We start from the raw sequence: 26500 nt of genomic DNA, 5'->3' as shown, positions 1-26500 counted from the left end.
GGCCCACAAGTGCATTGACCCTGGGGATCATGATCGAGTATCATCTAGAGTTTTCCCGAGCAACAAACTTCATGGTCATCGATGCGGCCGGGTTCGCGCGGGCGGGACAAAGCCTGGATGGCGTTACGCAAGCCAAGCAATTTGCACGCCTGTGCCAGGATCTGCCCGAACCCCAGAACGGTGAAATCCGCTGGCAAGTGCGGGGGCGGTTCGATGCGCCGTCCGGGCAATCCTGGCTGGATGTCGAGGCCCGGGGGGCGGTGCGCGTCGTCTGCCAGCGCTGTCTGGAAACCTTCAGCTTGACGCTGCGGGTGTCCAGCACGCTGGGTCTGGTGGATACCCAGGCCCAGTTGGAGGCCATGGATGCGCTCGAAGCCGAGGGCGATGGCCCCGGGATCGAGTATCTCGTGGCCGACCCGCGCCTGGATGTCCAGGGCTTGGTCGAGGACGAGCTGATCCTGGTGCTGCCCTATGCCCCCCGCCACGATGAGTGTCCGGGAGACGGGGATGTGCCGGAGCCGCCTCGGCGGCCTTCGCCGTTCGCGGTCCTGAAAGGCTTCGGGAAAGACTGAATTTTCATTCAACACACGGGCTCGTGCTTACCTTAAAATGAGCGGCCCCGATCACAGGAGTCATCATGGCTGTCCAGCAAAACAAAAAGAGCCCGTCCAAGCGCGGCATGCATCGTTCGCACGATTTCCTCACCGCGCCCGCCACGGCCATCGAGCCGACCACGGGTGAATTGCACCTGCGCCACCACATCAGCCCGAACGGCATCTATCGCGGCCGCAAGGTCCTGAAGACCAAGAACGACGAATAATCCATCCGCGCCACGGTTCAGCCCCGCGCCGATGTCTCATTCCAGCCCGACCATTGCCATTGATTGCATGGGCGGTGACCATGGCTTGCCGGTCACCGTGCCGGCGGCGATGGCCTTCGCCCAGGCTCACCCGGATACCCGGTGTCTGCTGGTCGGCGATGAGGCGCTGATCCGCCAGGCGTTGCAGCAGAATGCGGCGCCCGCCGGGCAGTTCGAGATCCTGCATGCCTCCGAAGTCGTCACCATGCACGACTCCGTGGAGGTCGCCCTGCGCCGCAAGAAAGACTCCTCGATGCGGGTGGCGGCCCAGGCCGTCAAGGACGGCCGCGCCGATGCCGCCGTCTCGGCCGGCAACACGGGCGCCTGGATGGCGATCTCCCGCTATGTGCTGAAGACGCTGGACGGAATCGATCGCCCGGCCATCGCCACGGCGCTGCCCAACCAGAAGGGCGGAGCGACCACGGTTCTGGACCTGGGCGCCAATGTCGACTGTACGGCCGAGCATTTGTTGCAATTCGGCCTCATGGGCGCTGCACTGGTGTCTGCCGTCGACCGCCGCGCGCAACCGTCCGTCGGCCTGCTGAACATCGGCGAAGAGCTCATCAAGGGCAACGAGGTCGTCAAGCAGGCGGCCGACCTGCTGCGCGGCAGCGGCCTGAACTTCTACGGCAACGTCGAAGGCGACGATATCTTCAAGGGGACGGTGGACGTGGTCGTTTGCGACGGCTTCGTCGGCAATGTCGTCCTGAAATCCGTCGAAGGCCTGGCGCGCATGATCGGCGCCATGATGCGCGAGGAATTCCACCGCAACGCCTTCACCATGACAGCGGGTCTGGCGGCTTCGCCCGTCCTGCGGCGCTTCCGCGCCCGCGTGGACAATCGTCGCTACAATGGGGCGGCCCTGCTGGGCTTGCGCGGCATTGTCATCAAGAGCCACGGCTCCGCCGACGCCTACGCCTACGGCCAGGCGCTGCAGCGGGCCCGCGAGGCCGTGCTCAACGGCCTCCTCGAGGGCACCATCCAGCGCCTCGATGCGTTGCGCGGCCGGGCAGCGGGCGCCGCGGCCCCGACGGCCTAGTCCTTCTTTTTCCGGAATCGATATGCCTTACGCCAGGATCACAGGAACGGGCGGCTATCTGCCCCCACGCGTCGTCAGCAACGATGATCTGGCCGCCGATCTGGCCACACGCGGCATCGAGACTTCCGATGCCTGGATCACGGAGCGCACCGGCATCCGTCAGCGGCATATCGCCGACCCCGGCACCAAGACCAGCACGCTGGCCACGGCGGCCGCGCGCGCGGCCCTCGACAATGCCGGCCTGAAGGCCGAGCAGCTTGACCTGATCATCGTCGCCACCTCCACGCCGGATTTCATCTTTCCCAGCACCGCCTGCCTGGTCCAGGCCAATCTGGGCGTGGGCGGCGCGGCCGCCTTCGACGTCCAGGCCGTGTGCAGCGGCTTCGTCTACGCGCTCGCCACCGCCGACGCTTTCGTGCGCGCAGGCCGGGCGCGCCATGCTCTGGTGATCGGGGCCGAAGTCTTTTCGGGCATTCTCGACTGGAACGATCGCCGCACCTGCGTGCTGTTCGGCGACGGAGCCGGGGCCGTGATCCTGAGCGCCTCCGACGAGCCCGGCATCCTGGCCGCCAAGCTGAACGCCGACGGACGCCAGCAGCACATCCTGTGCGCCGCCGGCAACATCACGGCCGGGCAGGTCACGGGCGATCCTTTCCTGCGCATGGACGGCCAGGCCGTATTCAAGCTGGCCGTCAATTCCCTGACGCGCTCCGCGCGCGAGGTCTGCGACGAAGCCGGCATCGATGTGTCCGACCTCGACTGGATGGTGCCGCACCAGGCCAATATCCGCATCCTGAATTTCATCGGCCGCAAACTCGGCCTGCCCGACGAAAAACTCATCGTCACCCTGGACCTCCACGCCAACACTTCGGCGGCCAGCGTGCCGCTGGCGCTGGACGTTGCCTGGCGCGACGGCCGCATCCGCCCCGGCCAGAATGTGCTGCTGCAAGGGGTGGGCGGCGGTTTCACCTGGGGCTCCGTCCTCGTGAAAATCTGAAGACTGAATTATGAAGATTGCATTTGTATTTCCCGGCCAGGGCTCACAAGCCGTCGGCATGATGGATGCCTGGGCCGAAGATGCCGGCGTCCAGGCCACGCTGCGGATCGGCGACGAAGCCCTGGGCGAGGACCTCTCCGGCCTGATCGCCCGCGGCCCCGCCGAAACCTTGAATCTGACGACCCATACTCAGCCGGCCATGCTGTTGTGCTCCGTGGCGCTGTACCGCGCCTGGCAGCAGGCGGGCGGCGCAGCCCCCGCGCTGGTGGCGGGCCATAGTCTGGGCGAATATTCCGCCCTGGTGGCGGCCGGCGCCCTGGATCTGGCCGACGCGGTGCGCACCGTGCGCGTGCGCGCCGAGGCCATGCAGTCGGCCGTGCCGGTGGGCGAGGGCGGCATGGCCGCCATCCTGGGGCTGGACGACGAGACCGTGCGCCAGGCGTGCGACCAGGCCGCCGGGGACCAGATCGTCGAAGCCGTCAATTACAACGCCCCGGCCCAGGTCGTGATCGCCGGTCACACGGCCGCGGTCGAGCGCGCGTGCGAACGGGCGCGGGCGGCCGGCGCCAAGCGCGCCGTGTCCCTGCCGGTATCGGCGCCTTTCCATTCCCGTCTGCTGGAGCCGGCCGCCGCCGTGCTCGCCCAGGCGCTGGCCGGCGTGGCCCTGGCGGCTCCGGCCATCCCCCTGATCAACAACGTGGATGTCGCGCGCCCCGCCGATCCGGATGCCATCCGTGATGCGCTGGTACGCCAGGCCTGGCACCCGGTCCGCTGGGTGGAAACCATCCAGGCCATGAAGCGAGACGGTGTCACCCACATCGTCGAATGCGGCCCCGGCAAGGTCCTGGCCGGTCTGGTCAAGCGCATCGACCGCGAAATCAATACGTTCAACATCACCGATCCGGCGTCCCTGCGGCAGACGCTGGATGCTTTGGGAGACTGACATGTCTGAATCTGTGCTGGCGGGCAAGATCGCCCTCGTGACGGGCGCATCGCGCGGCATCGGCCGTGCCATCGCCCTGGAATTGGCGGCTGCGGGCGCCACGGTCGTGGGGACGGCGACGTCCGGGGCCGGGGCCGAGGCCATCACCGAAGCGCTGGCGCCGCAAGGCGGCCGCGGCGCGGTGCTGGAAGTCAACGATGCGGCAGCCTGCGATGCCCTGCTGGCCGAACTGGCCGGGCAGGGCGGGCCGCACATCCTCGTCAACAACGCCGGAATCACCCGCGACGGCCTCATCCTGCGCATGAAGGACGAGGACTGGGCCGCCGTGCTGAACACCAATCTGTCGTCCGTGTTCCGCCTGTCGCGCGGCGTGGCCAAGACCATGATGAAGGCGCGCTGGGGCCGCATCATCAACATCACCTCCGTGGTGGGCTACAGCGGCAACGCGGGCCAGGCCAACTACGCCGCCGCCAAGGCGGGCGTGGCCGGTCTGTCGCGCGCCCTGGCGATCGAGCTGGGCAGCCGCGGCATCACGGTCAACTGCGTGGCGCCGGGCTTTATCGACACCGACATGACCCGCGCCCTCAACGAGGCCCAGACCGCCGCTATTTTGCAGCAGGTGCCGCTGGGCCGGCTGGGCTCGGCGGCGGAGATCGCCCACGCGGTCGCCTACCTGGCCAGCCCCCAGGCCGGTTATGTAACAGGGACGACACTACACGTCAATGGTGGTATGTACATGTAGGGTTCGGGAACGGAACCTGCCCGTCTAAGGTAAAATCCGTTCAACCTCAGTAGGCAGGCCCGGACGCGACCGTGCTTCCTTCATGGAAGCCATCCGGCGGATGGGACTGTTTTTTTTGACACAAACCCGCAGCCCCGTTGGTCTCATTTGGCTATAATTCGCGGGATTTTTCCTAACTGGAGATATGCATGGAAAGCATCGAACAGCGCGTCAAGAAGATCGTCGCTGAGCAACTCGGCGTCAACGAAGCCGAGATCAAGAACGAATCTTCCTTCCTTGACGACCTCGGTGCCGATTCGCTCGATATGGTCGAGCTCGTGATGGCCCTCGAAGACGAATTCGAAACCGAAATCCCCGACGAGGAAGCCGAGAAAATCACGACGGTCCAGCAAGCGGTCGACTACATCACCTCGCACAGCAAGCAATAATCCTCACCACCCTGTTGCGGCTTGCCGCGCCAGGGCTCGACGGCCTGTCGCACCGAGCCGGACAGGCTGCCGGGGCGGTTCGCGGCGGGCGCCATTGCCGGGCTGAAACAGCCCGGCCCTCTGGCCCATCGCGAGCCGCCTTTTTCATTCTTATTTCTCCCTATTTCGATTTCAGGAGCCGAGTCAGTGAAACGACGTGTCGTCATAACCGGATTGGGCATCGTGTCGCCCGTGGGCAACGATGTCCAGACCGCCTGGGACAACCTTCTCCATGGGCGTTCGGGCATCGGCCGGGTGACGCGCTTTGACGCCTCGGTGCTCAACAGCCAGATTGCGGGCGAGGTCAAAGGCTTCAACGTGACCGACTACATCGGCGCGAAAGAAGCCAAGCAGATGGATCAATTCATCCATTTCGGCGTGGCGGCCGGCATCCAGGCCTGGCGCGACTCCGGCCTGGATATCGCCGCCGAAGACGCCGACCGGGTCGGCACCATCATCGGCTCGGGCATCGGCGGCCTGCCGCGCATCGAAGAAACCCAGATCGAATACCTCGAACGCGGTGCCCGGCGCATCTCGCCGTTCTTCGTGCCGGCCTCGCTGATCAACCTGATCTCGGGCCAGTTGTCCATCATGCTGGGCCTCAAGGGGCCCAGCTACGCCGTGGTGTCGGCCTGCACCACCGGCCTGCATTGCATCGGCGACGCCGCCCGCCTGATCGAATACGGCGATGCCGACGTCATGGTGGCCGGCGGGGCGGAAAGCTCCGTATCCCCCCTGGGCATGGGCGGCTTCGCCGCCATGCGCGCCCTGTCGACCCGCAACGACGACCCCGAGACCGCTTCGCGGCCCTGGGACCGCGACCGCGACGGCTTCGTGCTGGGCGAGGGCGCCGGCGTGCTGGTCCTCGAAGAATACGAGCACGCCCGCCGCCGCGGCGCGCGCATCTACGGCGAATTCCTCGGCTTCGGCATGAGTTCCGACGCGCACCACATCACCAGCCCGGACCAGGACGGCCCGCGTCGGGGGATTCTGCACGCGTTGCGCAACAGCGGCGTGAATGCCGACCAGATCAGCTACGTCAACGCGCACGGCACGTCCACCCCTCTGGGCGACAAGAACGAGACGGCGGCGCTCAAGCTCGCATTCGGCGACCATGCCTATAAACTGGTGGTGAACTCCACCAAGTCCATGACGGGGCATCTGCTGGGCGCGGCGGGCGGCATCGAGGCGGTCTTCACGGCCCTGGCGGTACATCACCAGGTTTCGCCGCCGACCATCAATCTCTTCAACCAGGATCCCGAATGCGACCTGGACTACTGCGCCAACGAGGCGCGCGACCTGAAGATCGACGTGGCGCTGTCCAATTCCTTCGGTTTCGGCGGCACCAACGGCTCGATGCTGGTGGGGCGCCTCTGACCGCGCGATCAGCCGCGCCTGCGATCCCGCCTCGCGGCGGGAGGGCGGCATGAGCGAGCGCGAAGTCGATCTCGCGCTGGTCGAGCGCGTCAGGCGCGGCGAGCGGCACGCCTTCGATCTGCTGGTGATCAAATACCAGCGCAAGATCATGCGGTTGCTGTCGCGCATGATTCGCGATCCGGCCGACATCGAAGACGTCGCCCAGGAGGCCTTCATCAAGGCCTATCGCGCCTTGCCCCAGTTCCGGGGCGAGAGCGCCTTCTATACCTGGCTGTACCGCATTGCCTTGAACACCGCCCGCAACTGGCAGGCGGCCAGTTTTCGGCGGCCTTCGGCCGTGGCGTCCCTGGAAAACGAAGACGGTGAAACTTTTGACCGGATCGATGGCCTAAGTGATCAGAGTACGCCCGAATCGCTGATGGCCAGCCGGCAGGTGGCCCAGACCGTCAACGAGGCCATCGACGAATTGCCGGACGATCTGCGCACCGCGATCGTGCTGCGGGAAATCGAAGGGATGAGTTATGAAGAGATCGCCAGCACCATGCAATGTCCCATCGGTACGGTCCGTTCGCGCATCTACCGCGCCCGTGAAGCCATCGCGGCCCGCCTGCGGCCGGTCATGGAACGCGATTCGGAACACCGCTGGTAAGGAGCCGTCATGAATGCGAAACCTGATGCCGCCGCGAGCGAGCACGCCTGGGAAACCTCGGTGTCGTCCTGGGTCGATGGCGAGGCCGACATCCGCGCCGAAGAGCTCGACACGCCCTACGGCCGCCAGCTCTGGGATACCTACCACCTGATCGGCGACGTCATGCGCAGCCCGGATCTGGCGATCCGGCCGTCCGACCGCTTCTACGCGCGGGTATCGTCCGCCCTGGATGCCGAACCCGCGATCGTCGCGCCATCCCCGCTGGTCCGGCGCCATGTATGGCGCAATGGCCTGTCGGGGCTGGCGGTTGCCGCCGCCGTGGCTTCCGTCGTCTGGATGGCCAGGCCTTTCTTTTTCGCCCCGGATGCGTCGCCGTCCGCCGTCCCGATCATGGCTCAGGCCGACGAGCCCGATGCCGCCGATCCGGAACTGGCCGACTATATGGCCGCGCACCAGTCGATGGCGGGTGCCGGCGCGGTGCGCCAGGTGTCCTACGACGGGATGGAGGCCCGCTGATGCCGGCTTGGGCGCGGTCCGGACGCCGGGCTGGCCTCTGCCTGGGGCTGGTCTTGTCGTGGGCCACCGCCTGGGCGGCCGAGCCCGATCCGCTGGCCTTCCTGCAGCGGGTCCAGGCCGCCGCGCGTACCCTGGATTATGCCGGCGTCACCGTCTACCAGCAGGGCCGCATGCTGCAAGCCACGCATTTGGTGCACTTGGTCGATGGCACGGGTGAACGCGAGCGCCAGGAAGTGCTGGACGGCTCGCCGCAGGAGTGTCTGAGGCAAAATGGTATCGAACAGTGCCTGCTGCCCGAGCAGAAACTCGTGGTGACGCGGCCCGCCCACAGCGATCATTTCCCGGCGCTGTTGCTGGGCACGGGCGAGACGCTCTCCCGGCACTACGATTGGGAACCCCTGGACCGCAGCTACCGCGTCGCCGGGCGGAAATGCGACGTGTCAGAATTGCGGGCGCGGGATGCCTTGCGCTACAGCTACCGGATCTGCACCGATGCGCAAAACCACCTGCTGCTCAAGGCCCAGACGCTGGATGCCCAGGGGCATCTGGTGGACCAGGTCGCTTTCACCCAGATCCATATCGGCGCCGACGTGCCCACCGAGGCGCTGGATTCGCGCTGGAACACGCGCGACTGGCGACTGCACGACGAGGCCAGCCAGCCGACCGATCTGACCGCGCGCGGCTGGCGTTTCACGTTGCCCGCCGGTTTCCATCCCATCGCCGAGCTGACCCGCCGGATCGGGGCCGGCCATGCGGTGGATCAATTGGTGCTGTCCGACGGATTGGCGGCGATTTCGATTTTCATTGAAACCTTTGATCCGGAACGCGATCAAAGTATCAGACAGGGCGGCCTGAAGCAGGGCGCGATCAGCATCTACCGCATGCGGCTGGCCTCTTATTGGCTGACTGCGGTCGGCGAGGTGCCCGCTCAGACCGTGCATGACCTGGCTCACGGCGTGCAATACCTGCCCCAGGCCGCCCATTGACTCTCATATCCTCCAAGGAGAATTCCATGGCTTTTCATCTGCCGTATACCGCCGTGGCACGCGCGGCGGCCGGCGCCGCAGTCAGCCTGGCGCTGGCCGCCGCCCTGCCTGCGGGCACCGCCCAGGCGCAGGCGACGACCGCCCTCAGTGCGGCACTGCCCGATTTCACCCAGGTGGTCGAGGCCACGGAGGCCTCGGTGGTGAACATCCGGACCACCGAAGCCGTGCCTGTGCGCCGTTCGCCCATGATGCCCGGCGACGGCGATCCCTCGGAACTGTTCCGCTGGTTCTTCGGCCCCGACTTCATGCCGCCCGGCTTCGGTCCGCAGGCCCGGCCCCGGCAGCAGCCCGATCCTTCTCAGGGCGAACGCACGGTGCCGCGCGGCATCGGCTCGGGTTTCGTGATCTCCGCCGATGGCTACATCCTCACGAACAACCACGTCGTGGACAACTCCAACGGCATCTTCGTCACCATGACCGACGGCAAGGAATACAAGGCCAAGGTGATCGGCACCGATGCGCGCACCGACATCGCCCTGATCAAGATCGAGGCCGAAAACCTGAAGCCTCTGCCCATCGGCGATTCGGATAAGCTGCGCAAGGGCCAGTGGGTGCTGGCGATCGGCTCGCCCTTCGGCCTGGATTCCACGGTCACGGCCGGCATCGTCAGCGCGATCAACCGCGACACGGGAGACTACCTGCCGTTCATCCAGACCGACGTGGCCGTCAATCCCGGCAACTCGGGCGGCCCGCTGATCAACCTGCAGGGCCAGGCGGTCGGCATCAATTCGCAGATCGTCTCGCGCAGCGGCGGCTTCATGGGCATTTCCCTGGCCATCCCCATCGACGAGGTGATGCGCGTGGTCGAGCAGCTCAAGGCTCACGGCAAGGTCACGCGCGGCCGCATCGGCGTGCAGATCACCGAGGTTCAGGACGAGGTCGCCAAGGCCCTGGGGCTGGACAAGAGCCAGGGCGCCCTGGTCAGCAGCGTCGAGCCCGGCGGCCCGGCCGCCAAGGCGGGCGTGCACCCCGGCGATGTGATCACGGGCTTCAACGGCCAGTCTATCAAGCACATGACCGACCTGCCGCGCCTGGTGGGCGCGACCCGTCCGGGCACGGACGCCACGATCCAGGTCTGGCGCAAGGGCAAGTCTCTGGAGCTCAAAACCACGGTCGCCGAACTGGACGACAAGTCGACCTCCCCGAAAACCGAGGCGCCGTCCGCGGATGAAAACTCGGACCGCCTGGGTCTGAAGGTCAAGGCGCTGCCGGCCGACGCCGGGGGGCAGGGCGTGGTGGTCGATCAGGCCGACGGCGCGGCCGCTGCGGCCGGGATCGAGCCGGGCGACGTGATCCTGCGGATCAACAACACCGACATCGCCAGTCCCAAGCAGTACGCCCAGGTCGTCAAGAGCCTGGACAAGTCCCGCCCGGCCGTCCTGCTGGTCAGCCGCGACCAGCAGTCCCAGTGGGTGATCATCAAGCCGCAATAAGCGCCCCCAGGGCCGGGCGATGCCCGGCCCGCCCCCGTGGGGCCAAGGAAACCCGGGGCGGCCCGGCGTTTCCTTGAGAGGCCACAGCCCGTCTTCGCGGGAAAAAGCTAAAATACGGCCTGAACGAGAAGGGGGCGCCCCGCGGCGTTCCCTTCTTGCTTGGGAACGCCGGGCGGCCCTCCGGCTCCGCCCTCCCGAAAGGCGGCGCCCGTGCCCGCCCCCCACTGCGCGGGGCCTTTCCATCCAGTCGCCTAAGACCCGCCTTTCTATCTTCCTATGGACCATATCCGCAACTTTTCCATCATTGCGCACATCGATCATGGCAAATCGACCCTGGCCGACCGCTTGATCCAGCGCTGCGGGGGCCTGCAAGCCCGCGAAATGGAAGCCCAAGTCCTGGATTCGATGGATATCGAACGCGAGCGCGGCATCACCATCAAGGCCCAGACGGCGGCGCTGAGCTATACGGCGGCCGACGGCCGCGTCTATGCCCTGAACCTGATCGACACCCCGGGCCACGTGGACTTTTCCTACGAAGTCAGCCGCTCGCTGTCGGCCTGCGAGGGCGCGCTGCTGGTGGTGGATTCCACCCAGGGGGTCGAAGCCCAGACTGTGGCCAACTGCTATACCGCGATCGAACTTGGCGTCGAGGTCCTGCCGGTCCTGAACAAGATGGATCTGCCTTCGGCCGACCCCGATGCGGCCGCCGCCGAGATCGAGGACGTGATCGGCATCGACGCCACCGATGCCATCCTGGCCAGCGCCAAGACCGGCCTGGGCATCGACGAAATCCTCGAAGCCGTCGTCGCCCGGGTGCCGCCGCCCCAGGGGGATCCGGATGCGCCGCTGCAGGCGCTGATCATCGACTCCTGGTTCGACAACTACGTCGGCGTGGTGATGCTGGTGCGCATCGTCAACGGCACGTTGCGGCCCAAGGACAAGCTTCTGCTGATGGCGACCGGCGCCACCCACCTGTGCGAACAGTTGGGAGTGTTCACGCCCAAGTCCCAGCCGCGCGACCGGCTGTCGGCGGGCGAGGTCGGCTTCATCATCGCGGGTATCAAGGAACTCGAACACGCCAAGGTCGGCGACACCATCACGCTGGCGGGCAAGCCCGCCGGCGGTGCGCTGCCCGGCTTCAAAGAGGTCAAGCCCCAGGTGTTCGCCGGGGTCTATCCGGTCGAATCCAGCGAATACGACCAGTTGCGCGACTCCCTCGAAAAGCTCAAGCTCAACGATTCTTCGCTGATGTTCGAGCCCGAGGTGTCCCAGGCGCTGGGCTTCGGCTTTCGTTGCGGCTTCCTGGGCCTGCTGCACATGGACATCGTCCAGGAGCGGCTGGAGCGCGAGTTCGACATGGACATCATCACCACCGCGCCATCGGTGGTCTACGAGGTTCTGAACCGCGACGGCGCGCTGCTGATGGTGGATAGCCCCTCGCGCATGCCCGAGGTCGGGCACATCCAGGAAATCCGCGAACCCATCATGACCGTGACGTTGTTCATGCCCCAGGAATACGTCGGGCCGGTGATGTCGCTGTGCACGGCCAAACGCGGCGTGCAACTGGACATGAGCTATCACGGCCGCCAGGTTCACCTGCGCTACGAGATACCGCTGGCGGAAATCGTGCTGGATTTCTTCGATCGCCTGAAGTCCGTGTCGCGCGGCTATGCGTCCATGGATTACGACTTCAAGGAATACCGCGTGGCCGACGTGGTGCGCGTGGACTTGTTGATCAACGGCGACCGGGTCGACGCGCTGTCGATGATCGTGCACCGCGCCAATGCCCGCCACCGGGGGCGGGACGTGGTCACCCGCATGCGCGGCCTGATCCCGCGCCAGATGTTCGACATCGCCATCCAGGCGGCCATCGGGGCCGAGGTCGTCGCCCGGGAAAACGTCAAGGCCCTGCGCAAGAACGTGCTGGCCAAGTGCTACGGCGGCGACATCTCCCGCAAGAAGAAGCTTCTCGAAAAGCAGAAGGCCGGCAAGAAGCGCATGAAGCAGGTCGGCAATGTGGAAATTCCTCAGGAGGCCTTCCTGGCCGTCCTGCAGGTCGAAGACAAATAAGAAAGGATACTCATGAGTTGGGATTTCGCCCTGTTGCTCTTCATTGCGTTGCTGGCGACGGGCCTGGTCTGGCTGCTGGACATTGCCGTCCTGCGCGGCCGGCGCCGCGCCCGGGCCGAGGCGGCGGCGCAGGCCTGCCGCAACAATGCGGCAGGCCTGGATCCCGATGCCCTGCAGGTCGAGTGCGACCAGGCCTATGAGCGGGCCGGCCGTCCATCCTGGTGGGTGGAATACTGCGTCAGCTTCTTTCCGGTGATCCTGTTCGTGTTCGTGCTGCGTTCCTTCGTGGTCGAGCCCTTCCGGATTCCGTCGGGCTCCATGCTGCCCACCCTGGAGAACGGCGACCTGATCCTGGTGAACAAATACGAGTACGGCATCCGCCTGCCGGTGATCGACCGCAAGATCATCGAACTGGGTTCGCCGAAACGCGGCGACGTGGTCGTTTTCCGCTATCCCGTCGATCCTTCGGTGGATTACATCAAGCGGGTGGTCGGAGAGCCCGGCGACGTGATCGAATACCGGGGCAAGGTCCTGTCGGTCAACGGCACGCCGGTGCCGCGCGAGCGCGATGGCGATTACTACGAGCCGGACCGGGCCGTCTACGTGGGGCAGTACCGCGAACAACTGGGCGAGGTGTCGCACCGCATCCTGCTGAACGTGAATGCGCCGCAGGATCTGATGCCGATCACCCGCTTTCCGGATTTCCGGGCATGCACCTACCTGCCCGACGGGGTGCGCTGCACGGTGCCGCCCGGCCATTACTTCATGATGGGAGACAACCGCGACAACAGCCTGGACAGCCGCTATTGGGGGTTCGTGCCTGACCGCAACGTTGTCGGGCGCGCTTTCTTCATCTGGATGAACTTCGGTTCGCCCAGCCGGATCGGCGGGTTCGAGTGATGGCCTCCCTGGATTCCCTGCAGGCTGCCCTGGACTACCGTTTTCGGGACGGCGGCCTGCTGGAGCGGGCGCTGACCCATCGCAGCCATGGCATGCCGCACAACGAGCGCCTTGAGTTCCTCGGGGATTCGGTGCTGAATTTCGTCGTGTCCACGCTCTTGTTCGCCGAGCACGCCGAAATGGACGAAGGCGATCTGTCGCGGGTGCGTTCCAACCTGGTCAAGCAGTCCGCTCTGGCCGACATCGCCCAGACCTTGTCCCTGTCGGTCCATCTGCGTCTGGGCGAAGGCGAGCTGAAGAGCGGCGGTTTCCGCCGGCCCTCGATCCTGGCCGACGCGCTGGAAGCCATCTTCGGCGCCATCTACCTGGACGGCGGCTATCCGGAAATCAGCCGCGTCATCGAGCGCCTGTACCGCCCGGTTCTGGCGCATATCGACTTGCGCACGTTCGGCAAGGATCCCAAGACCCTGCTGCAGGAACTCGTCCAGGGACGCGGCCATCCCCTGCCGCGCTACGAGGTTCTGGCCACGCGCGGCGCGGCGCACGACCAACTGTTCGATGTGGTTTGCGAGATCGCGCCGCTCGGCATCCGCGAACAGGCGTCCGGCACCAGCCGGCGGGCGGCCGAGCAGGCCGCCGCCAGCCAGGCGATCGCCGCCATCGAAGCCCTGGGGCCGGCGCGCCGGGCGGCGCGCCGCCGCAAACCGGCCCAGTTGTCCCTGCCCGTGGCCGTGGCCCAGGACGGCGCCCAGAGCAAGACCCGGAATACGCCCCAGGATAAGACATGAACGCCTCCACCCCCAGCCGCTGCGGTTTCGTCGCCATCGTGGGCCGTCCCAATGTGGGCAAGTCCACCCTGGGCAATGCCCTGGTCGGGGCCAAACTGTCCATCGTCTCGCGCAAGGCGCAGACCACGCGCCACCGCATCCACGGCGTACTGACGCGGGACCACGACCAGTTCGTATTCGTCGACACCCCGGGGTTCCAGACGCGCCATGGCGGAGCCATGAACCGCATGATGAACCGCGTGGTCACCCAGGCCCTGGCGGAGGTCGATGTCGTGGTCCACGTCGTCGAGGCCGGGAAATGGTCGGCGGGCGACGCCGGCGTGGTGCCGCTGCTGCCCAGGAACCGTCCCGTGATTCTGGCGGTCAACAAGGTCGACGCGGTCAAGGACAAGAATGCCTTGTTCGCCTACGTGTCGCGTCTGATGGAGCAATTTCCCTATGCCGCCGTGGTGCCGGTCAGCGCGCTGCGCGACGTGCAACTGGATATCCTGATTCAGGAACTCGCCCGCCACCTGCCCGAAGGCGAGCACCTGTTCGAACCCGACACCCTGACCGACCGGCCGCTGCGTTTCCTGGCGGCCGAGCTGATCCGGGAAAAAATCTTCCGCCTGGTGGGCGACGAGCTGCCCTATGGCTGCACCGTGGTCATCGAGCAATGGGAAGAAAACGCCGAGGGCGCGCGCATCGCAGCCTGCGTCGTGATCGAACGCGACAGCCATCGGCCCATCCTGCTGGGGGCGGGCGGCCAGCACATGAAGCGCATCGCCACCGAGGCGCGCCAGGACATCGTCCGGCTGCTCGAAAAACCGGTTTTCCTGGATGTTTACATCAAGGTCCGCAAGGGCTGGTCGGACCGCGAGGCGGCCCTTCGAGAACTCGGCTATGAGTAGACGCGGCCAGCGCATCCTGGATGCGCGCGGTTACGTGCTGCACGCCAGCCCCTGGCGTGAAACGTCCCTCATCGTGCAAGCCTTCACCCGCGACCATGGCTGCGTCGCCCTGGTCGCCAAAGGCGCCAAGCGTCCTTATTCAGTCCTGCGTCCGGTGCTGGTGGGTTTCCAGCCGCTGTGGCTGTCCTGGTCCGGCGCGGCCGAGGTCCACACGCTGACGCGCGCCGAATCCGGTCCCGTGCGCCTGCTCGACGGCCGGGCGATGATGTCGGGCTGGTACATGAACGAACTGATCCTGCGCCTGCTGGCGCGCGAAGATCCGCATCCAGGGATATTCGACGCCTACGAGGCCGCGCTGGACGTGCTGGCCGATGCGCGCGGCCGCTCTCATGCCGTCGTTTTGCGCCGCTTCGAGTGGCTGCTGCTGGAGCAGGCCGGCTACGGGCTGGACGCCCCGATGCCGGATTTCGACCGCACGGATGCCGAGCCGTTGTTGCGCCAGGCGCTGCGGGAGCGGCTGGACCAGTTGCTGGAGACCCCTTTGCGCACGCGCCAGGTGCTGATGGATCTGCAGCGCTACTGAGCGCCGCCCGGAAAAATGAAAAAAGGTATCCTGCTGTCGGTGGCGTCCTCGGCGTTGTTCGCCACGATGTACTACTACGCAACGTTGATGCAGCCCTTCGACGGCGACATCGTGTTCGCCTGGCGGATCCTGATGGGCTTGCCGATGCTGGCGCTGGTGGTGCAGCGGGCGCGCGGCTGGGGTGCGGTGCGCCAGACCGCCCGGGATTTTTCCCGGGGCCGCTTCCTGGCGGCCATGATCCTGTGCTCGCTGCTGCTGGGCGTGCAACTGTGGCTGTTCGTGTGGGCGCCGCTGCACGGCCATGCGTTGAATGTGTCCATGGGCTATTTCTTGCTGCCGCTGGTGATGGTGCTGGTGGGGCGGCTGTTCTACCGCGAGCGGCTGAGCGCCTGGCAGGTCTGGGCGGTGGCGTTCGCCGTGCTCGGCGTCGGGCACGAATGGTGGCGTCTGGGCGCGGTGTCCTGGACCACGCTGCTGGTGGCCTTGGGCTATCCGCCGTATTTCATGCTGCGCCGGCGTCTGCGGGTCGATGCGCTGACCAGCCTGTGGTTCGACATGTTCTTCCTGCTGCCGGCGGCCATCGTGATCCTGCAGGCCCAGGCGGCCGAGGCGGTGCGGCTGTTCGCCGCGCATCCGCGCCTGATCCTGCAAGTGCCCCTGCTGGGCCTGTTGAGTGCGGTATCGCTGTCCATGTACCTGGCCGCCAGCCGGATGCTGCCGCTGTCCCTGTTCGGGCTGCTGAGCTACGTGGAGCCCGTGTTGCTGTTCTGGGTGGCGTTCCTGCTGATGGGCGAGCCCGTGGCGCCGGCGCAGTGGCTGACCTATGTGCCGATCTGGATCGCGGTGGGGCTGGTGGCGGCCGAGGGGATCAGAAAACTGCCCCCGCGCGGCGCGGCCTGACCGCCGAGAGCGGTCTGCTTTCTTCGAGGCGGCGCCAGGCGGCGGCAATGCGTTCGACGGCCGCGCGCAATTCGGCCACGGGCCGTGTCCAGGGCAGCCGGACGAATGAATCCAGCCCGCCGCTGGGAGAAAACACGGGGCCGGGCGTCAGCACGACCTGGCTGGCCGCCGCCGCGGCGGCCAATGCGGTCGCGCCCCGGTGCGGAAGCTCGCACCACAACATCAGTCCGCCCGCCGGCGGCGTGAAGCGCCAGTCGGGCAAATGTGTTCCGACGAGATCGATCAAGGCGTTGCGCTGAGCGCGCAGGCGCTCGATCTGCAGCGGTGAAACAGGCCCCTGGCGCAGCAGATGCGCCGCAGCCAGTTGTTCGACGACAGGCACGCCGAGATCGAGGGACATGCGGGCCCGCACCAGTTTCTCCAGGAGCGGGCGCGGGGCGCGGATCCATCCGATGCGCAGGCCTCCCCAGTGGGTCTTGCTCATGCTGCCGAGCGTCACGGCATCGGCGTCGAAAGCGGCGAATGGCGGCGGCATGGCCTGTCCGTCGAGGGCCAGGGCATGGTGGGTTTCATCCACGATCGCCCGTGTCTCCCGAAGGCGCAGGACCTTTCCCAACTGCTGCCGTTGCGCCGCAGTCATCACGGCGCCTGTCGGGTTCTGGAAATCGGGGATCAGGTAGGCGAAATCCGGCCGCACCTGCTTGACCGTCTCGGCGATGCCGGCGATATCCCACCCGTTCCCGTCCAGCGGGGCTTCGTGCAGTTGCAGGTCCGCCGCGCGCAGTATCTCGCCGACGTTGGGGTAGGTGGGGGACTCGATCAGCGCATGACCGTGGCGCCGGGCGAGCGCGCGCACCACGACGCACGCGGCAGTCAGCGCACCGGGGGTGATCACAATCTGATCCGGATCGGTGGGCAGCCCCCGGGCGGCGTAGCCGGCCGCGACGGCTTCCTGCAGGACCGGCAGGCCGGATGGAAAATACCCATGCCTGCCCAGGTAGGCCGGCAGTTCCGACAGCGCCGTCGCGTAGGCCGCCATCACTTCGGCGGGGGCGGAGTCCGCGGCGCAGCTCAGGTCGATCCAGTCTTCGCCCGCGCCGCCCGCGACGAGCACGCGGTCATGGGCCCGCTCGTGGCCGCCCGGGACGGCTGTGAAGGTTCCCGAGCCCTGTGCCGCGTGCGCGTAGCCGCTGTCGCGCAATGAAGCGTAGGCGCGGGTGATGGTGGTGCGGGACAGCCCGAGGGCGGCGGACAATTCCCGTTCGCTGGGCAGGCGCACGCCGAGCGGTATCCGGCCGTCACCGATCAACAAGGTCAGGGCATCGGCCAGGCCGGCATGGATCGGCCCCGCAGGAAGGGAACCGACAAGTTCACGCACACGGCGTGCCGAAATGGTTTCTTTCATGCAGGCCACTTTCTCATGATTGGCTATTTTCCACAATGCCAGTCATCGGCATGATAGAGGCATGATCTCGTCTATCGAACTTGTCCAGCTTGGCCCCCTGGCGCAATTGCGCACGGGGAAACTGACCCGGCGTTTTGCGCAGTTGATGCTGGGCCTGTTTTTCTACGGTGTCTCCATGGCGCTGATGATTCGCGGCGGTCTGGGGCTGTCCCCCTGGGATGCCCTTCATCTCGGCCTGGCCGGCCGGTTGTCGCTGAGCTTCAGCACGGTGGTCATCGGCCTGTCGTTCCTGGTGCTGCTGCTGTGGATCCCGCTGCGCGAGATTCCGGGCGTGGGAACGATCGCCAATGCCGTCGTGATCGGACTGTCCGCCGATCTCGCCTTGCAGGTGCTCGATGCGCCCGGACACTTGGGTGCGCGCCTGCTGCTCACTGTGGGGGGCGTCTTGCTGTGCGGGCTGGCCTCGGCGCTGTATATCGGCGCCCAGTTGGGCCGGGGGCCCCGGGATGGCCTGATGACAGGTCTGCAGCGCGTGACCGGGCGGTCGTTGCGGCTGGTGCGCACGGTGCTTGAAATGACGGTGCTTCTCATGGGGTTGCTGCTGGGCGGCCTCGAGATGCTGGGCGTGGGCACGCTTCTGTTTTCTGTGCTCATCGGCCCGCTGACGCAGGCGCTGCTGCCCTGGACCCTGGTGGCGCCGGAGTACCGGCGGTAAAAAGGCCCCCACGCTGCGCCTTCGGCTTGCTGCCCCCCGAGGGGGCGCTTTTTGCCTTGGGGCGGCCCGGCGGCAAAAAAGGCCCCCACGCTGCGCCTTCGACTTGTTGTCCCCCGAGGGGGTGCTTTTTGCCTTGGGGCGGCCCGGCGGCAAAAAAGGCCCCCACGCTGCGCCTTCGGCTTGCTGCCCCCCGAGGGGGTGCTTTTTGCCTTGGGGCGGCCCGGCGGCAAAAAAACGGCGGGCCGAGGCCCGCCGGGGTGTTTCAGATGCCTGGAACGGTTTATTCGCGGTTGCCGCCGAAGATGCCCAGCAGCATCAGCAGGTTGGCGAAGATGTTGTACAGATCCAGGTAGACCGCCAGGGTGGCGGAGACGTAGTTGGTCTCGCCGCCCTGAACGACGCGCTGCAGATCGACCAGGAGAAAGGCCGAGAAGATGCCGATGGCCAGCACCGACAGCGTCAGCGTCAGGGCCGGGATCTGCAGGAAGATATTGCCCACCATCGCCACCAGCAGCAGCACCACGCCCACGAACAGGAATTTCTGCATGTGGGTGAAGTCGCGCTTGGTGGTGGTGGCGACGGTCGCCATGGTGCCGAACACGGCCGCCGTGCCGCCGAAAGCCAGCATGATCAGTTGGGCGCCGTTGCCCATGCCCAGGATATGCCCGAGCAGCCGCGACAGCATCAGGCCCATGAAGAACGTGAAGCCCAGCAGCAGGGCGACGCCCAGGGATGAGTTCTTGTTGCGTTCGATCATGAACATCAGGCCGATGGCGCCCACCAGGAAGATCAGGGTGCTGACGCCGGGGCTGGTGGCCAGGACCTGGTTCATGCCGGAGGACAAGCCGAGGGCGGCCCCCAGGACCGTGGGGATCAGCGAGAGCGCGAGCAGCCAGTAGGTGTTGCGCAGCACGCGGTTGCGGGCGGCGGCCGGCGCGGCGTAGGCGCCGGTATCGGGCAGGGTGTGGCGGAAGTCGGACATGGCGGTTTCCTGTAGTGCATGAGGCCGGTGCCGGGCATCGACCAGAGTGAATTCAATCTTACAACAAGCTGAATGCCGTCGTCCATGTGGGAAACACAGTGGCCGGCAGCATCCGGGCGGCGCGATGCGGCGGGTCTGTTCTTTAGACACTCAGGCGCCGCGATGGTTCCCTGCGGCGGGGTGGCTGCTTGGCAGGCGGTGCCCCCGGACATCATGGCCGGCCTGCTGGTACCGGGACCAGCGCGCACGGGCGGCCTGGATGTCGGCTTCGTGGCCGGAAACGATTTCCAGGATACGCTCGAAGCGTTCGGCCTGCGGGGGGCAGTCCAGGTCCAGGTTGAGCAGCCAGCCTCCCGGCGGCATGCCGGCCAGGGTGGCGGCGTCGGCCACCAGGATGACGTCGGCGCGGTCGGCCAGGGGGTCGTCGGCCAGGGCGTGCGGGATGAAACTGGCCGGTTCGAATTCCCAGAGCAGCGCGTCGAAGCGCCGCAGGCGGCGCTCGTCGGTGCAGTACACCAGCAGCCTGCGGCCCGCGCCGACATGGCGCGCCGCCGTGCCGCAGGCCATGCGCAGCCGGTGGGCTGCGCCGTAGGCGAAATCCACCCGGCTCATGAGGCGGCCCTGCGCGCGCTCATCGGGCGCATTGCCCCAGCAGGTAGCTCACCAGCAGGGGCACGGGACGGCCGGTGGCGCCTTTTTGCTTGCCCTCGTGCCAGGCCGTACCGGCGATGTCCAGGTGCGCCCAGGGATACTTGGCGGTGAAGCGCGACAGGAAGCAGGCGGCGGTGATCGAACCCCCCGGCCGCCCGCCGATATTGGCCATGTCGGCGAAGTTGGATTTCAACTGGTCCTGATAGGCGTCTTCAAGGGGCAGGCGCCAGGCCGGGTCCAGCGCCTGGCGGCCGGCGGCGAGCAGATCCGCCGCCAGGGTTTCATCCTGGGTGAACAGGCCGCTGTTGACGTGGCCCAACGCGATCACGCAGGCGCCGGTCAGGGTGGCGACATCGATCACGGCGGCGGGCTTGAAGCGCTCCGCGTAGGTCAGGGCATCGCACAGGATCAGGCGGCCTTCGGCATCGGTGTTGAGGATCTCGATGGTGCGGCCCGACATGCTGGTGACGATGTCGCCGGGCTTGTTGGCCGTGCCGCTGGGCAGGTTCTCGCAACTGGGGACGATGCCGATGATCTCGCGCGGCAGGTTCAGTTCGGCCACGGCGCGCATCGTGCCCAGCACGCCGGCAGCCCCGCACATGTCGAATTTCATTTCGTCCATGCCTGGGCCGGGCTTGAGCGAGATGCCGCCGGCGTCGAACGTGATGCCCTTGCCAACCAGCACGAGCGGGGCGGCCTTGCGGGCGGCGGCACCGGCCGGCGTGTGGCGCAGGACGATGAAGGCGGGCGGTTCGGCCGAGCCGCGCGCCACCGACAGGAAGGAGCCCATCTTCAACGCCTCGATTTTTTTCTGGTCGAGGACTTCGGCCTTGAGGGTCTTGAACTGCTTGGCCAGGTTGCGGGCGGTCTTGCCCAGGTAGGTCGGTGTGCAGACATTGGGCGGCAGGTCGCCCAGCAGGCGGGCGAGGTTCATGCCCGCGCCGATGGCGGCGCCTTGTTCCAGGCCAGTGCGCGCGCGGGCGGCCTGGCTGCGGGGCAGGTGCAGGACGAAGGTGCGCAGCTTGGCAGCCGGCTTGGGGCGGCTGAAAGTGGCGTCGTAGCGGTAGGTGGCCGCGCTGACCAGGCGGGCGGCGGTGCGGGCGCAGTCGGCCGCGTCGGCGTCCGGGCAGGGCAGGGCGCACAGGGTGGAGACCGCGTGCCCCAGGCCCGCGCGCACGCAGTAGGCCGCCAGGGCTTCGTGGGCGCGCGCCAGCGTGGCGGCATTGAAGCGGTCCTGAGCGCCCAGGCCGAGTAAAATGACGCGTTCGGCGGTGAGGCCGGCGGGGGCATGCAGTGTCAGGATGCCGCCCGGGGCGGCGTCGAATTCCGCCTTGATGATCGCGCGGATCGCCCCCTGGGTCGCCTGATCCAGGGCGTCGGCGGCGGGGCTCAGGACGCCGTCCTGGAACACCCCCACGGCCAGCGCCTGGGTCTTGAGCGTGTGCAGGGAGGCCGACGTCGTTGTGCTAAATTCCATTCGTTTTCCTTGGGTCCAGAAGATTCCGGGGGAGTAGACGGTCCATTATTCCGCATTTTCCCATGTCATTGTTCAAGCGCGCCGTCTTTTCCGAGATCACCAGCCATGCGGGCATCGTGTTTTCCACGCTGCTGGTGGTGTGGCTGAGCGTGCTGATCGTGCGCCTGCTGGGCGATGCGGCCAATGGCGACATCGGCGCCAATGTCGTGCTGGGCCTGGCGGCCTTTTCCAGCATCACCGCGCTGCCGGTGATCCTGTCCGTGACCTTGTTCGTGGCGGTGCTGACCACCGTCACGCGCAGCTACCGCGAGTCGGAAATGGCAGTCTGGTTCGCCAGCGGCCTGTCCCTGGGCCAGTGGCTGCATCCCGTGATGCGCTTCGCCCTGCCGGTCGCGGCCGTGGTGGCGGTGCTGACGCTGTCGGCATCGCCTTGGGCCTACGGCCAGATTGCCGAATACCGGCAGCGCTTCGAGCAGCGTTCTGATTTGTCCAAGGTCTCGGCCGGTCAGTTCATCGAAACCGACGATGGCCGGCGGGTGTTCTTCGCCGAATCGCCGACCCGGCCGGACGACGAACTGGGCCGGGTGGTGGCCCGCATCATCGAACCCGAATGGCTCAGCATCGTCACGGCGGAAAGCGCCGCGATCCGCACCGAGTCCAATGGCGACCGCTTCCTGGTGCTGGGGCCGGGACACCGCTACGACCTGAAATCGGGATCGCCCGAAATGCGCATGCTGGAATTCGACCGCTATGGCGTGCGCATCGAAAGCCGCACCGATCCCCGCGTCCAGGAAGCCAAGCTCCAGCAGGCGCTGCAGCAAATCAAGGCACGTCCGACGCTGGATCTGATCGCCCAGGGCGATACGGAATCGATGTCCCAACTGATGTGGCGGCTGTCGCTGCCGCTGGCGGTCCTCAACCTGGCGCTGATCGCCCTGCCGCTGGGGGCGGTGAACCCGCGCCTGGGGCGTTCGGGCGATCTGCTCATCGCCGGCCTGCTGGCGCTGCTGTACATGAATCTGATCAATCTGTCGCGCGGCTGGATCGCCAATGGCGTGCTGTCCTTCGGTGTCGGCCTGGTGCTGGTGCATGCGGTGTTCCTGGCCCTGGGCTTGGGCTTGATGTGGCAGCGGGTGCGCATGCCCAAGCCCAAGCGCCGCACGCCCGAATCTGCCTGAGGCCGGCGGCGGGCAACCGCTGCGGCGGCTCAATCCGGCGCGGCCGCCGCGCGCGAAGGGGCATAGGACGGCGCCCAGTCCTCGGCCGGCGTGCGCAGTTCCCGGGCGCTGCCGCACAGCAGGCCGCGGTTCAGCGCGACGGCCTGCTTCAGGTAGTCCCATAAGGCCATGACGCGGCGTGTGCGTCGCAGGTCTTCATGGCAGTACATCCAGAAGCTGCGCGTCACGAGTACGGCGTCGGCCAGTACGGGCACCAGCCGTTCGTCCTGGGCCGCCAGGAAACAGGGCAGGATCGCCAGCGCCTGGCCGCCCAGGGCCGCATGGTATTGGGCCAGCACGCTGGTGCTGCGGAAGATCACGCGCGACGGCTGCACCAGATCGTCCAGGTAGCGCAGCCGGTCGCTGAACAAGAGTTCGTCCACATAGCCGATGAAGGTGTGCCGGCCCAGATCGGCCTGCCGCCGGATCGGCGCGTGGCGGGCCAGGTAATCGCGGGTGCCGTACAGCCGCAGGTTGTAGTCGGCGAGCTTGGTGCACAAGTAGGGGCCGCGCTGGGGGCGTTCCAGGGCGATGGCGATGTCGGCCTCGCGCTTGGAGAGGCTGATGAAGCGCGGCACCGGCATGATGTCCAGCGTCATCGCGGGGTGGCGGCGCTGGAAATCCACCATCAGGGGCGTCAGCACCGTGCTGCCGAAACCCTCGGTGGAGCCGATCCGCAAGTGACCCGAAGGCATCTGGGCGTTGCCGGACAGGGCCTCCCGGGCCGCCAGCAAGGTGCTTTCGACCTGCTCCGCGTGGGCGAAGAAGCGCAGGCCTTCCTCGGTCGGGGTGAACCCGCTGGCGCGGGATTTCTCGAACAGCGTCACGCCGAGGTCTTGCTCCAGCGCGCGGATGCGCCGGGTGACGGTGCTGTGCTGCACCCCCAGCCGCTGGGCGGCGGCGCTGGCCCGCTGCGTGCGGGCGACTTCCAGAAAATAGCGGATTGCGTCCCAGTCGGCCATGAGTTTTGTTGTGCAAATATCATCAATGAATGTGCAAATATTTTGATGGTAATACGCTTTTTACACAACTACACTGGGGTGGGAGCCTAGGCTCACCGATCCCGCCCCGCAGAGGACGGGTCCAACGACAACGGAGACAAGACCATGCAGAAATTCACGCCGATCCTGGCGGCCTCTTTATGCGCCGCCGCCCTGTCCATGTCCGTTTCCCAGGCGGCGACCCCTCCCGTCAAGATCGGGGTGCTGACCGACATGTCGGGCACCTACGCTTCCATGGGCGGCATGGGTTCGGTGGCGGCCGCTCAACTGGCCATCGACGATTGCCTGAAGGCGCAGTGCAAGGGCATGGAGATCGAGCTGTTGTCGGCCGACAATCAGAACAAGGCGGACGTGGGGGCCGCGCGCGCGCGCGAATGGTTCGACCGCAACGGCGTGACGGCGATCGCCGACCTGACCAACTCGGCGGTGGCCCTGGCGGTGCAGAACATCGCCCGCGAAAAGAACAAGGTCGTGCTGTTTTCCGGCCCGGCCACCACGGACCTGACCAACAAGAGCTGCTCGCCGGTGGGCTTTCACTGGATGTTCGACGTCTATTCCCAGTCGATCGGCGGCGTCAAGGCCATGTTCGACAAGGGCGGCAAGTCGTGGTTCTTCATCACGGTGGATTACGCCTTCGGCCATTCCCTGGAAAAAGGCGCTTCCGACATGGTCAAGGCCCTGGGCGGCACGGTGAAGGGCGCCGTCCCCCATCCGCTGAACGCGCCCGATTTCGCTTCCTATCTGCTGCAGGCGCAAAGCTCCGGCGCCCAGGTCGTGGCCCTGGCCAACGGCGGCCAGGATACGGTCAACGTGATCAAGCAGGCGCGTGAGTTCGGCATCGTCGCGGGCGGCCAGCGCCTGGCGTCCCTGCTGGTGTTCCTGTCCGACCTGCGCGCCCTGGGGCTGGAGACCGCCCAGGGGTTGAGCTACGTGGACGGCTTCTACTGGGATTTTGACGACGCGTCGCGCGCCTGGTCCGACCGCTTTGCCCAGGCCTTCGAGGGCAAGAAGCCCACCATGACCCAGGCCGGCGTGTATTCCAGCGTGCTGCATTACCTGAAGGCCGTGGCGGCCACGGGCTCCACCGAGGGCGACGTGGTGGCGGCGAAGATGCGCGAGATCCCCATCCAGGATCCGATCATGCACAATGCCTCCATCCGCCCCGACGGCCGGGTGATCCACGACATGTATCTGTACGAGGTCAAAGCGCCTGCCGAGTCCAAGGGCGAATGGGACCTCTCCAAGCTGGTGGCCACGATTCCGGCCCAGGATGCTTTCCAGCCCCTGTCGGCTTCGACCTGCCCGCTGGTCAAGTGATTTCCGCTTTCATCGATTTATCCAGGAGGTTTGAATGAGCGACATCCCACGCGTCCCGCTGCTGATCGGCGGGAAACTCGTCCAGTCCGAAACCAAGGAATGGCGCGACGTCATTGATCCGGCAACCCAGGAAGTGGTCGCCCGGGTGCCCTTCGCCACGCCGGCCGAAGTCGAACGGGCGATTGCGGATTCCAAAAAGGCTTTCGAGACCTGGCGCAACGTCAGCCAGGCCAAGCGCCGTCAGATCATGGTGGATTTCGCCCAGTTGCTGCGGGAGCACACCCCGAAGATCGCCGAAGTCATTTCCCGCGAGCACGGCAAGACCCTGCCCGATGCCGAAGGCGAGGTCGCGCGCGGCCTGGAGGGCGTCGATCACGCCGTGTCGGCCAATACGCTGCAACTGGGCGATTACGCCGAGAACGCCGCCACCGGTATCGACGTCTATTCGATCATCCAGCCCCTGGGCGTGTGCGCCGGGATCACGGCGTTCAATTTCCCCGTGATGCTGCCGTGCTGGATGTTCCCCATCGCCGTGACCTGCGGCAACACCTTCGTGTACAAGCCGTCCGAGCAGGATCCGACGGCCTCGTTGATGGTGGCCCAACTGGCCCTGGAAGCCGGGTTGCCTCCCGGCGTGCTCAACGTCGTGCATGGCGGGCCGGACGTCGCCAACACCCTGTGCGATCACCCCGACATCAAGGCCGTGTCCTTCATCGGCTCGACCCGCGTCGGCACGGAGATCTACCGCCGCTCCTCGAACGCGGGCAAGCGTTGCCAGGCCATGATGGGCGCCAAGAACCACAGTGTCATCATGCCCGACGCCGACCGCGAGGCCGCCCTGAACTCGATGCTGGGCGCGGCTTTCGGCGCGGCCGGCGAGCGCTGCATGGCGATTTCCGTGCTGGTGCTGGTGGGCGAGGCGCAAAAGTGGCTGCCCGACTTCGTCGAGCGCGCGCGCAAGCTGAAGATCAACGTCGGCACGGATCGCCAGGCGGATCTCGGCCCGCTGATTTCACCCGCCGCCAAGCAGCGCGTCGAGGGCTTCATCCAGAAGGGCGTGGACGAGGGCGCCGAACTGCTGCTGGACGGCCGCGGCGTCCAGGTGGCCGGCTACGAAAAGGGCAATTTCGTCGGGCCGACCGTGTTCGGCGGCGTCAAGGCCGACATGAGCATCTACCGCGAGGAGATCTTCGGGCCGGTGCTTTCGGTGGTGCAGGTCGATACGCTGGAAGAAGCGGTGGCGTTCATCAACGCCAATCCCAACGGCAACGGCACCTCGATCTTCACGCAGGATGGCGGGCACGCCCGCTACTTCCAGAACAACATCGACGTCGGTCAGGTGGGGATCAACATCCCCATCCCGGTGCCGGTGGCCTGGTTCAGCTTTACGGGCTCGCGGGCCTCGAAACTGGGCGACCTGGGGCCCAACGGCCGCCAGTCGATCTACTTCTGGACGCAGACCAAGACCGTCACCGCCCGGTGGCAGGCGCACCCGCGCGAGGTCAACACCACGATCTCGATGAAGTGACCGGCCGT

General features: G+C 66.6%; 27 protein-coding genes. 22 read left to right on the top strand and 5 right to left on the bottom strand.

Annotated features, from left to right (window positions below; all coding sequences use genetic code 11):
• Positions 1 to 71: 71 nt before the first annotated feature.
• The 18 genes from ABRZ00_RS02005 (at position 72) to rarD (ending at position 16199) form a co-directional block, all read left to right on the top strand.
• On the top strand, positions 72 to 572 hold the full coding sequence (locus ABRZ00_RS02005) for a YceD family protein (RefSeq protein ID WP_343836996.1): 501 nt from the start codon (positions 72 to 74) through the stop codon (positions 570 to 572).
• A 65-nt stretch (positions 573 to 637) separates the two neighbouring features.
• Positions 638 to 820, top strand: coding sequence for a 50S ribosomal protein L32 (gene rpmF / locus ABRZ00_RS02000; protein ID WP_043680877.1), 183 nt, complete (start codon positions 638 to 640; stop codon positions 818 to 820).
• Between the two features lie 31 nt (positions 821 to 851).
• On the top strand, positions 852 to 1898 hold the full coding sequence (gene plsX / locus ABRZ00_RS01995) for a phosphate acyltransferase PlsX (protein WP_368640334.1): 1047 nt from the start codon (positions 852 to 854) through the stop codon (positions 1896 to 1898).
• Between the two features lie 22 nt (positions 1899 to 1920).
• The gene (locus ABRZ00_RS01990) at positions 1921 to 2895 is read left to right on the top strand and encodes a beta-ketoacyl-ACP synthase III (RefSeq protein ID WP_368641327.1); all 975 of its coding nucleotides are present in this window, start codon (positions 1921 to 1923) and stop codon (positions 2893 to 2895) included.
• 10 nt (positions 2896 to 2905) lie between these two features.
• Entirely contained in the window at positions 2906 to 3838 is a 933-nt protein-coding gene (gene fabD / locus ABRZ00_RS01985; RefSeq protein WP_368641328.1) for an ACP S-malonyltransferase, read from the top strand.
• A 1-nt stretch (position 3839) separates the two neighbouring features.
• Positions 3840 to 4580, top strand: coding sequence for a 3-oxoacyl-ACP reductase FabG (gene fabG / locus ABRZ00_RS01980; RefSeq protein ID WP_368641329.1), 741 nt, complete (start codon positions 3840 to 3842; stop codon positions 4578 to 4580).
• A gap of 188 nt (positions 4581 to 4768) precedes the next feature.
• Positions 4769 to 5008 (top strand): acyl carrier protein, encoded by a 240-nt coding sequence (gene acpP / locus ABRZ00_RS01975; protein WP_043680887.1) that lies wholly within the window; start codon positions 4769 to 4771, stop codon positions 5006 to 5008.
• Positions 5009 to 5194: 186 nt separating this feature from the next.
• Entirely contained in the window at positions 5195 to 6424 is a 1230-nt protein-coding gene (fabF, locus tag ABRZ00_RS01970; RefSeq protein WP_368641330.1) for a beta-ketoacyl-ACP synthase II, read from the top strand.
• Positions 6425 to 6473: 49 nt separating this feature from the next.
• The gene (rpoE, locus tag ABRZ00_RS01965) at positions 6474 to 7073 is read left to right on the top strand and encodes an RNA polymerase sigma factor RpoE (RefSeq protein ID WP_343836984.1); all 600 of its coding nucleotides are present in this window, start codon (positions 6474 to 6476) and stop codon (positions 7071 to 7073) included.
• A 9-nt stretch (positions 7074 to 7082) separates the two neighbouring features.
• Complete coding sequence (locus ABRZ00_RS01960) at positions 7083 to 7589, top strand: sigma-E factor negative regulatory protein (RefSeq protein ID WP_368640337.1); 507 nt, start codon at positions 7083 to 7085, stop codon at positions 7587 to 7589.
• Positions 7590 to 7642: 53 nt separating this feature from the next.
• A complete protein-coding gene (locus tag ABRZ00_RS01955) occupies positions 7643 to 8575 on the top strand; it encodes a MucB/RseB C-terminal domain-containing protein (protein ID WP_368641331.1) in 933 nt (310 codons plus the stop codon).
• A gap of 26 nt (positions 8576 to 8601) precedes the next feature.
• Positions 8602 to 10068, top strand: coding sequence for a DegQ family serine endoprotease (locus tag ABRZ00_RS01950; protein WP_368641332.1), 1467 nt, complete (start codon positions 8602 to 8604; stop codon positions 10066 to 10068).
• Between the two features lie 276 nt (positions 10069 to 10344).
• The gene (gene lepA, locus ABRZ00_RS01945; RefSeq protein ID WP_343836975.1) at positions 10345 to 12138 is read left to right on the top strand and encodes a translation elongation factor 4; all 1794 of its coding nucleotides are present in this window, start codon (positions 10345 to 10347) and stop codon (positions 12136 to 12138) included.
• 12 nt (positions 12139 to 12150) lie between these two features.
• Positions 12151 to 13038 carry a signal peptidase I gene (lepB, locus tag ABRZ00_RS01940; protein ID WP_368641333.1) on the top strand — a complete coding sequence of 296 codons (888 nt, stop codon included), beginning with the start codon at positions 12151 to 12153 and terminating at the stop codon, positions 13036 to 13038.
• On the top strand, positions 13038 to 13826 hold the full coding sequence (gene rnc, locus ABRZ00_RS01935) for a ribonuclease III (protein ID WP_368641334.1): 789 nt from the start codon (positions 13038 to 13040) through the stop codon (positions 13824 to 13826). The genes lepB and rnc overlap by 1 nt, the downstream gene beginning before the upstream one ends.
• Positions 13823 to 14716 (top strand): GTPase Era, encoded by an 894-nt coding sequence (gene era, locus ABRZ00_RS01930; RefSeq protein WP_368641335.1) that lies wholly within the window; start codon positions 13823 to 13825, stop codon positions 14714 to 14716. The genes rnc and era overlap by 4 nt, the downstream gene beginning before the upstream one ends.
• Positions 14709 to 15299 (top strand): DNA repair protein RecO, encoded by a 591-nt coding sequence (gene recO, locus ABRZ00_RS01925; protein ID WP_343836966.1) that lies wholly within the window; start codon positions 14709 to 14711, stop codon positions 15297 to 15299. The genes era and recO overlap by 8 nt, the downstream gene beginning before the upstream one ends.
• Positions 15300 to 15314: 15 nt before the next feature.
• The gene (gene rarD, locus ABRZ00_RS01920; RefSeq protein WP_343836964.1) at positions 15315 to 16199 is read left to right on the top strand and encodes an EamA family transporter RarD; all 885 of its coding nucleotides are present in this window, start codon (positions 15315 to 15317) and stop codon (positions 16197 to 16199) included.
• Here the strand turns inward: rarD and ABRZ00_RS01915 are convergent.
• Positions 16168 to 17604, bottom strand: a complete 1437-nt coding sequence (locus tag ABRZ00_RS01915) for a PLP-dependent aminotransferase family protein (RefSeq protein WP_368641336.1) — start codon at positions 17602 to 17604, stop codon at positions 16168 to 16170. The two genes, rarD and ABRZ00_RS01915, sit on opposite strands and share 32 nt — an antisense overlap.
• Positions 17605 to 17665: 61 nt before the next feature.
• Here ABRZ00_RS01915 and ABRZ00_RS01910 point away from each other — a divergent pair, with 61 nt between their 5' ends.
• Positions 17666 to 18319: a YitT family protein gene (locus ABRZ00_RS01910; protein ID WP_368641337.1), complete on the top strand. Its 654-nt coding sequence runs from the start codon at positions 17666 to 17668 to the stop codon at positions 18317 to 18319.
• A 280-nt stretch (positions 18320 to 18599) separates the two neighbouring features.
• Here the strand turns inward: ABRZ00_RS01910 and ABRZ00_RS01905 are convergent, their stop codons facing one another.
• The 3 genes from ABRZ00_RS01905 to ABRZ00_RS01895 all read right to left on the bottom strand — a co-directional run bounded on the left by ABRZ00_RS01905 (position 18600) and on the right by ABRZ00_RS01895 (position 21429).
• Positions 18600 to 19301 (bottom strand): Bax inhibitor-1/YccA family protein, encoded by a 702-nt coding sequence (locus ABRZ00_RS01905; RefSeq protein ID WP_343835882.1) that lies wholly within the window; start codon positions 19299 to 19301, stop codon positions 18600 to 18602.
• Positions 19302 to 19451: 150 nt separating this feature from the next.
• A complete protein-coding gene (locus ABRZ00_RS01900) occupies positions 19452 to 19913 on the bottom strand; it encodes a DNA polymerase III subunit chi (protein ID WP_343835880.1) in 462 nt (153 codons plus the stop codon).
• A 19-nt stretch (positions 19914 to 19932) separates the two neighbouring features.
• Positions 19933 to 21429 (bottom strand): leucyl aminopeptidase, encoded by a 1497-nt coding sequence (locus ABRZ00_RS01895; protein ID WP_343835878.1) that lies wholly within the window; start codon positions 21427 to 21429, stop codon positions 19933 to 19935.
• 62 nt (positions 21430 to 21491) lie between these two features.
• On the opposite strand from ABRZ00_RS01895, the gene lptF reads away from it, so the two are divergent.
• The gene (lptF, locus tag ABRZ00_RS01890; RefSeq protein WP_343835877.1) at positions 21492 to 22607 is read left to right on the top strand and encodes an LPS export ABC transporter permease LptF; all 1116 of its coding nucleotides are present in this window, start codon (positions 21492 to 21494) and stop codon (positions 22605 to 22607) included.
• Positions 22608 to 22636: 29 nt separating this feature from the next.
• Here the strand turns inward: lptF and ABRZ00_RS01885 are convergent, their stop codons facing one another.
• Positions 22637 to 23608 carry a LysR family transcriptional regulator gene (locus tag ABRZ00_RS01885; RefSeq protein WP_368644396.1) on the bottom strand — a complete coding sequence of 324 codons (972 nt, stop codon included), beginning with the start codon at positions 23606 to 23608 and terminating at the stop codon, positions 22637 to 22639.
• A 198-nt stretch (positions 23609 to 23806) separates the two neighbouring features.
• On the opposite strand from ABRZ00_RS01885, the gene ABRZ00_RS01880 reads away from it, so the two are divergent.
• Both ABRZ00_RS01880 and ABRZ00_RS01875 read left to right on the top strand, forming a co-directional pair.
• A complete protein-coding gene (locus ABRZ00_RS01880) occupies positions 23807 to 24964 on the top strand; it encodes an ABC transporter substrate-binding protein (protein ID WP_343835941.1) in 1158 nt (385 codons plus the stop codon).
• Between the two features lie 34 nt (positions 24965 to 24998).
• On the top strand, positions 24999 to 26492 hold the full coding sequence (locus tag ABRZ00_RS01875) for a CoA-acylating methylmalonate-semialdehyde dehydrogenase (protein ID WP_343835875.1): 1494 nt from the start codon (positions 24999 to 25001) through the stop codon (positions 26490 to 26492).
• Positions 26493 to 26500: the final 8 nt, after the last annotated feature.

Source organism: Castellaniella ginsengisoli (assembly GCF_040955415.1).
GTDB lineage: Bacteria > Pseudomonadota > Gammaproteobacteria > Burkholderiales > Burkholderiaceae_B > Castellaniella > Castellaniella ginsengisoli.
The sequence above is the reverse complement of the archived record's forward strand: the minus strand, read 5'-3'. Positions and strand labels throughout refer to the sequence as shown.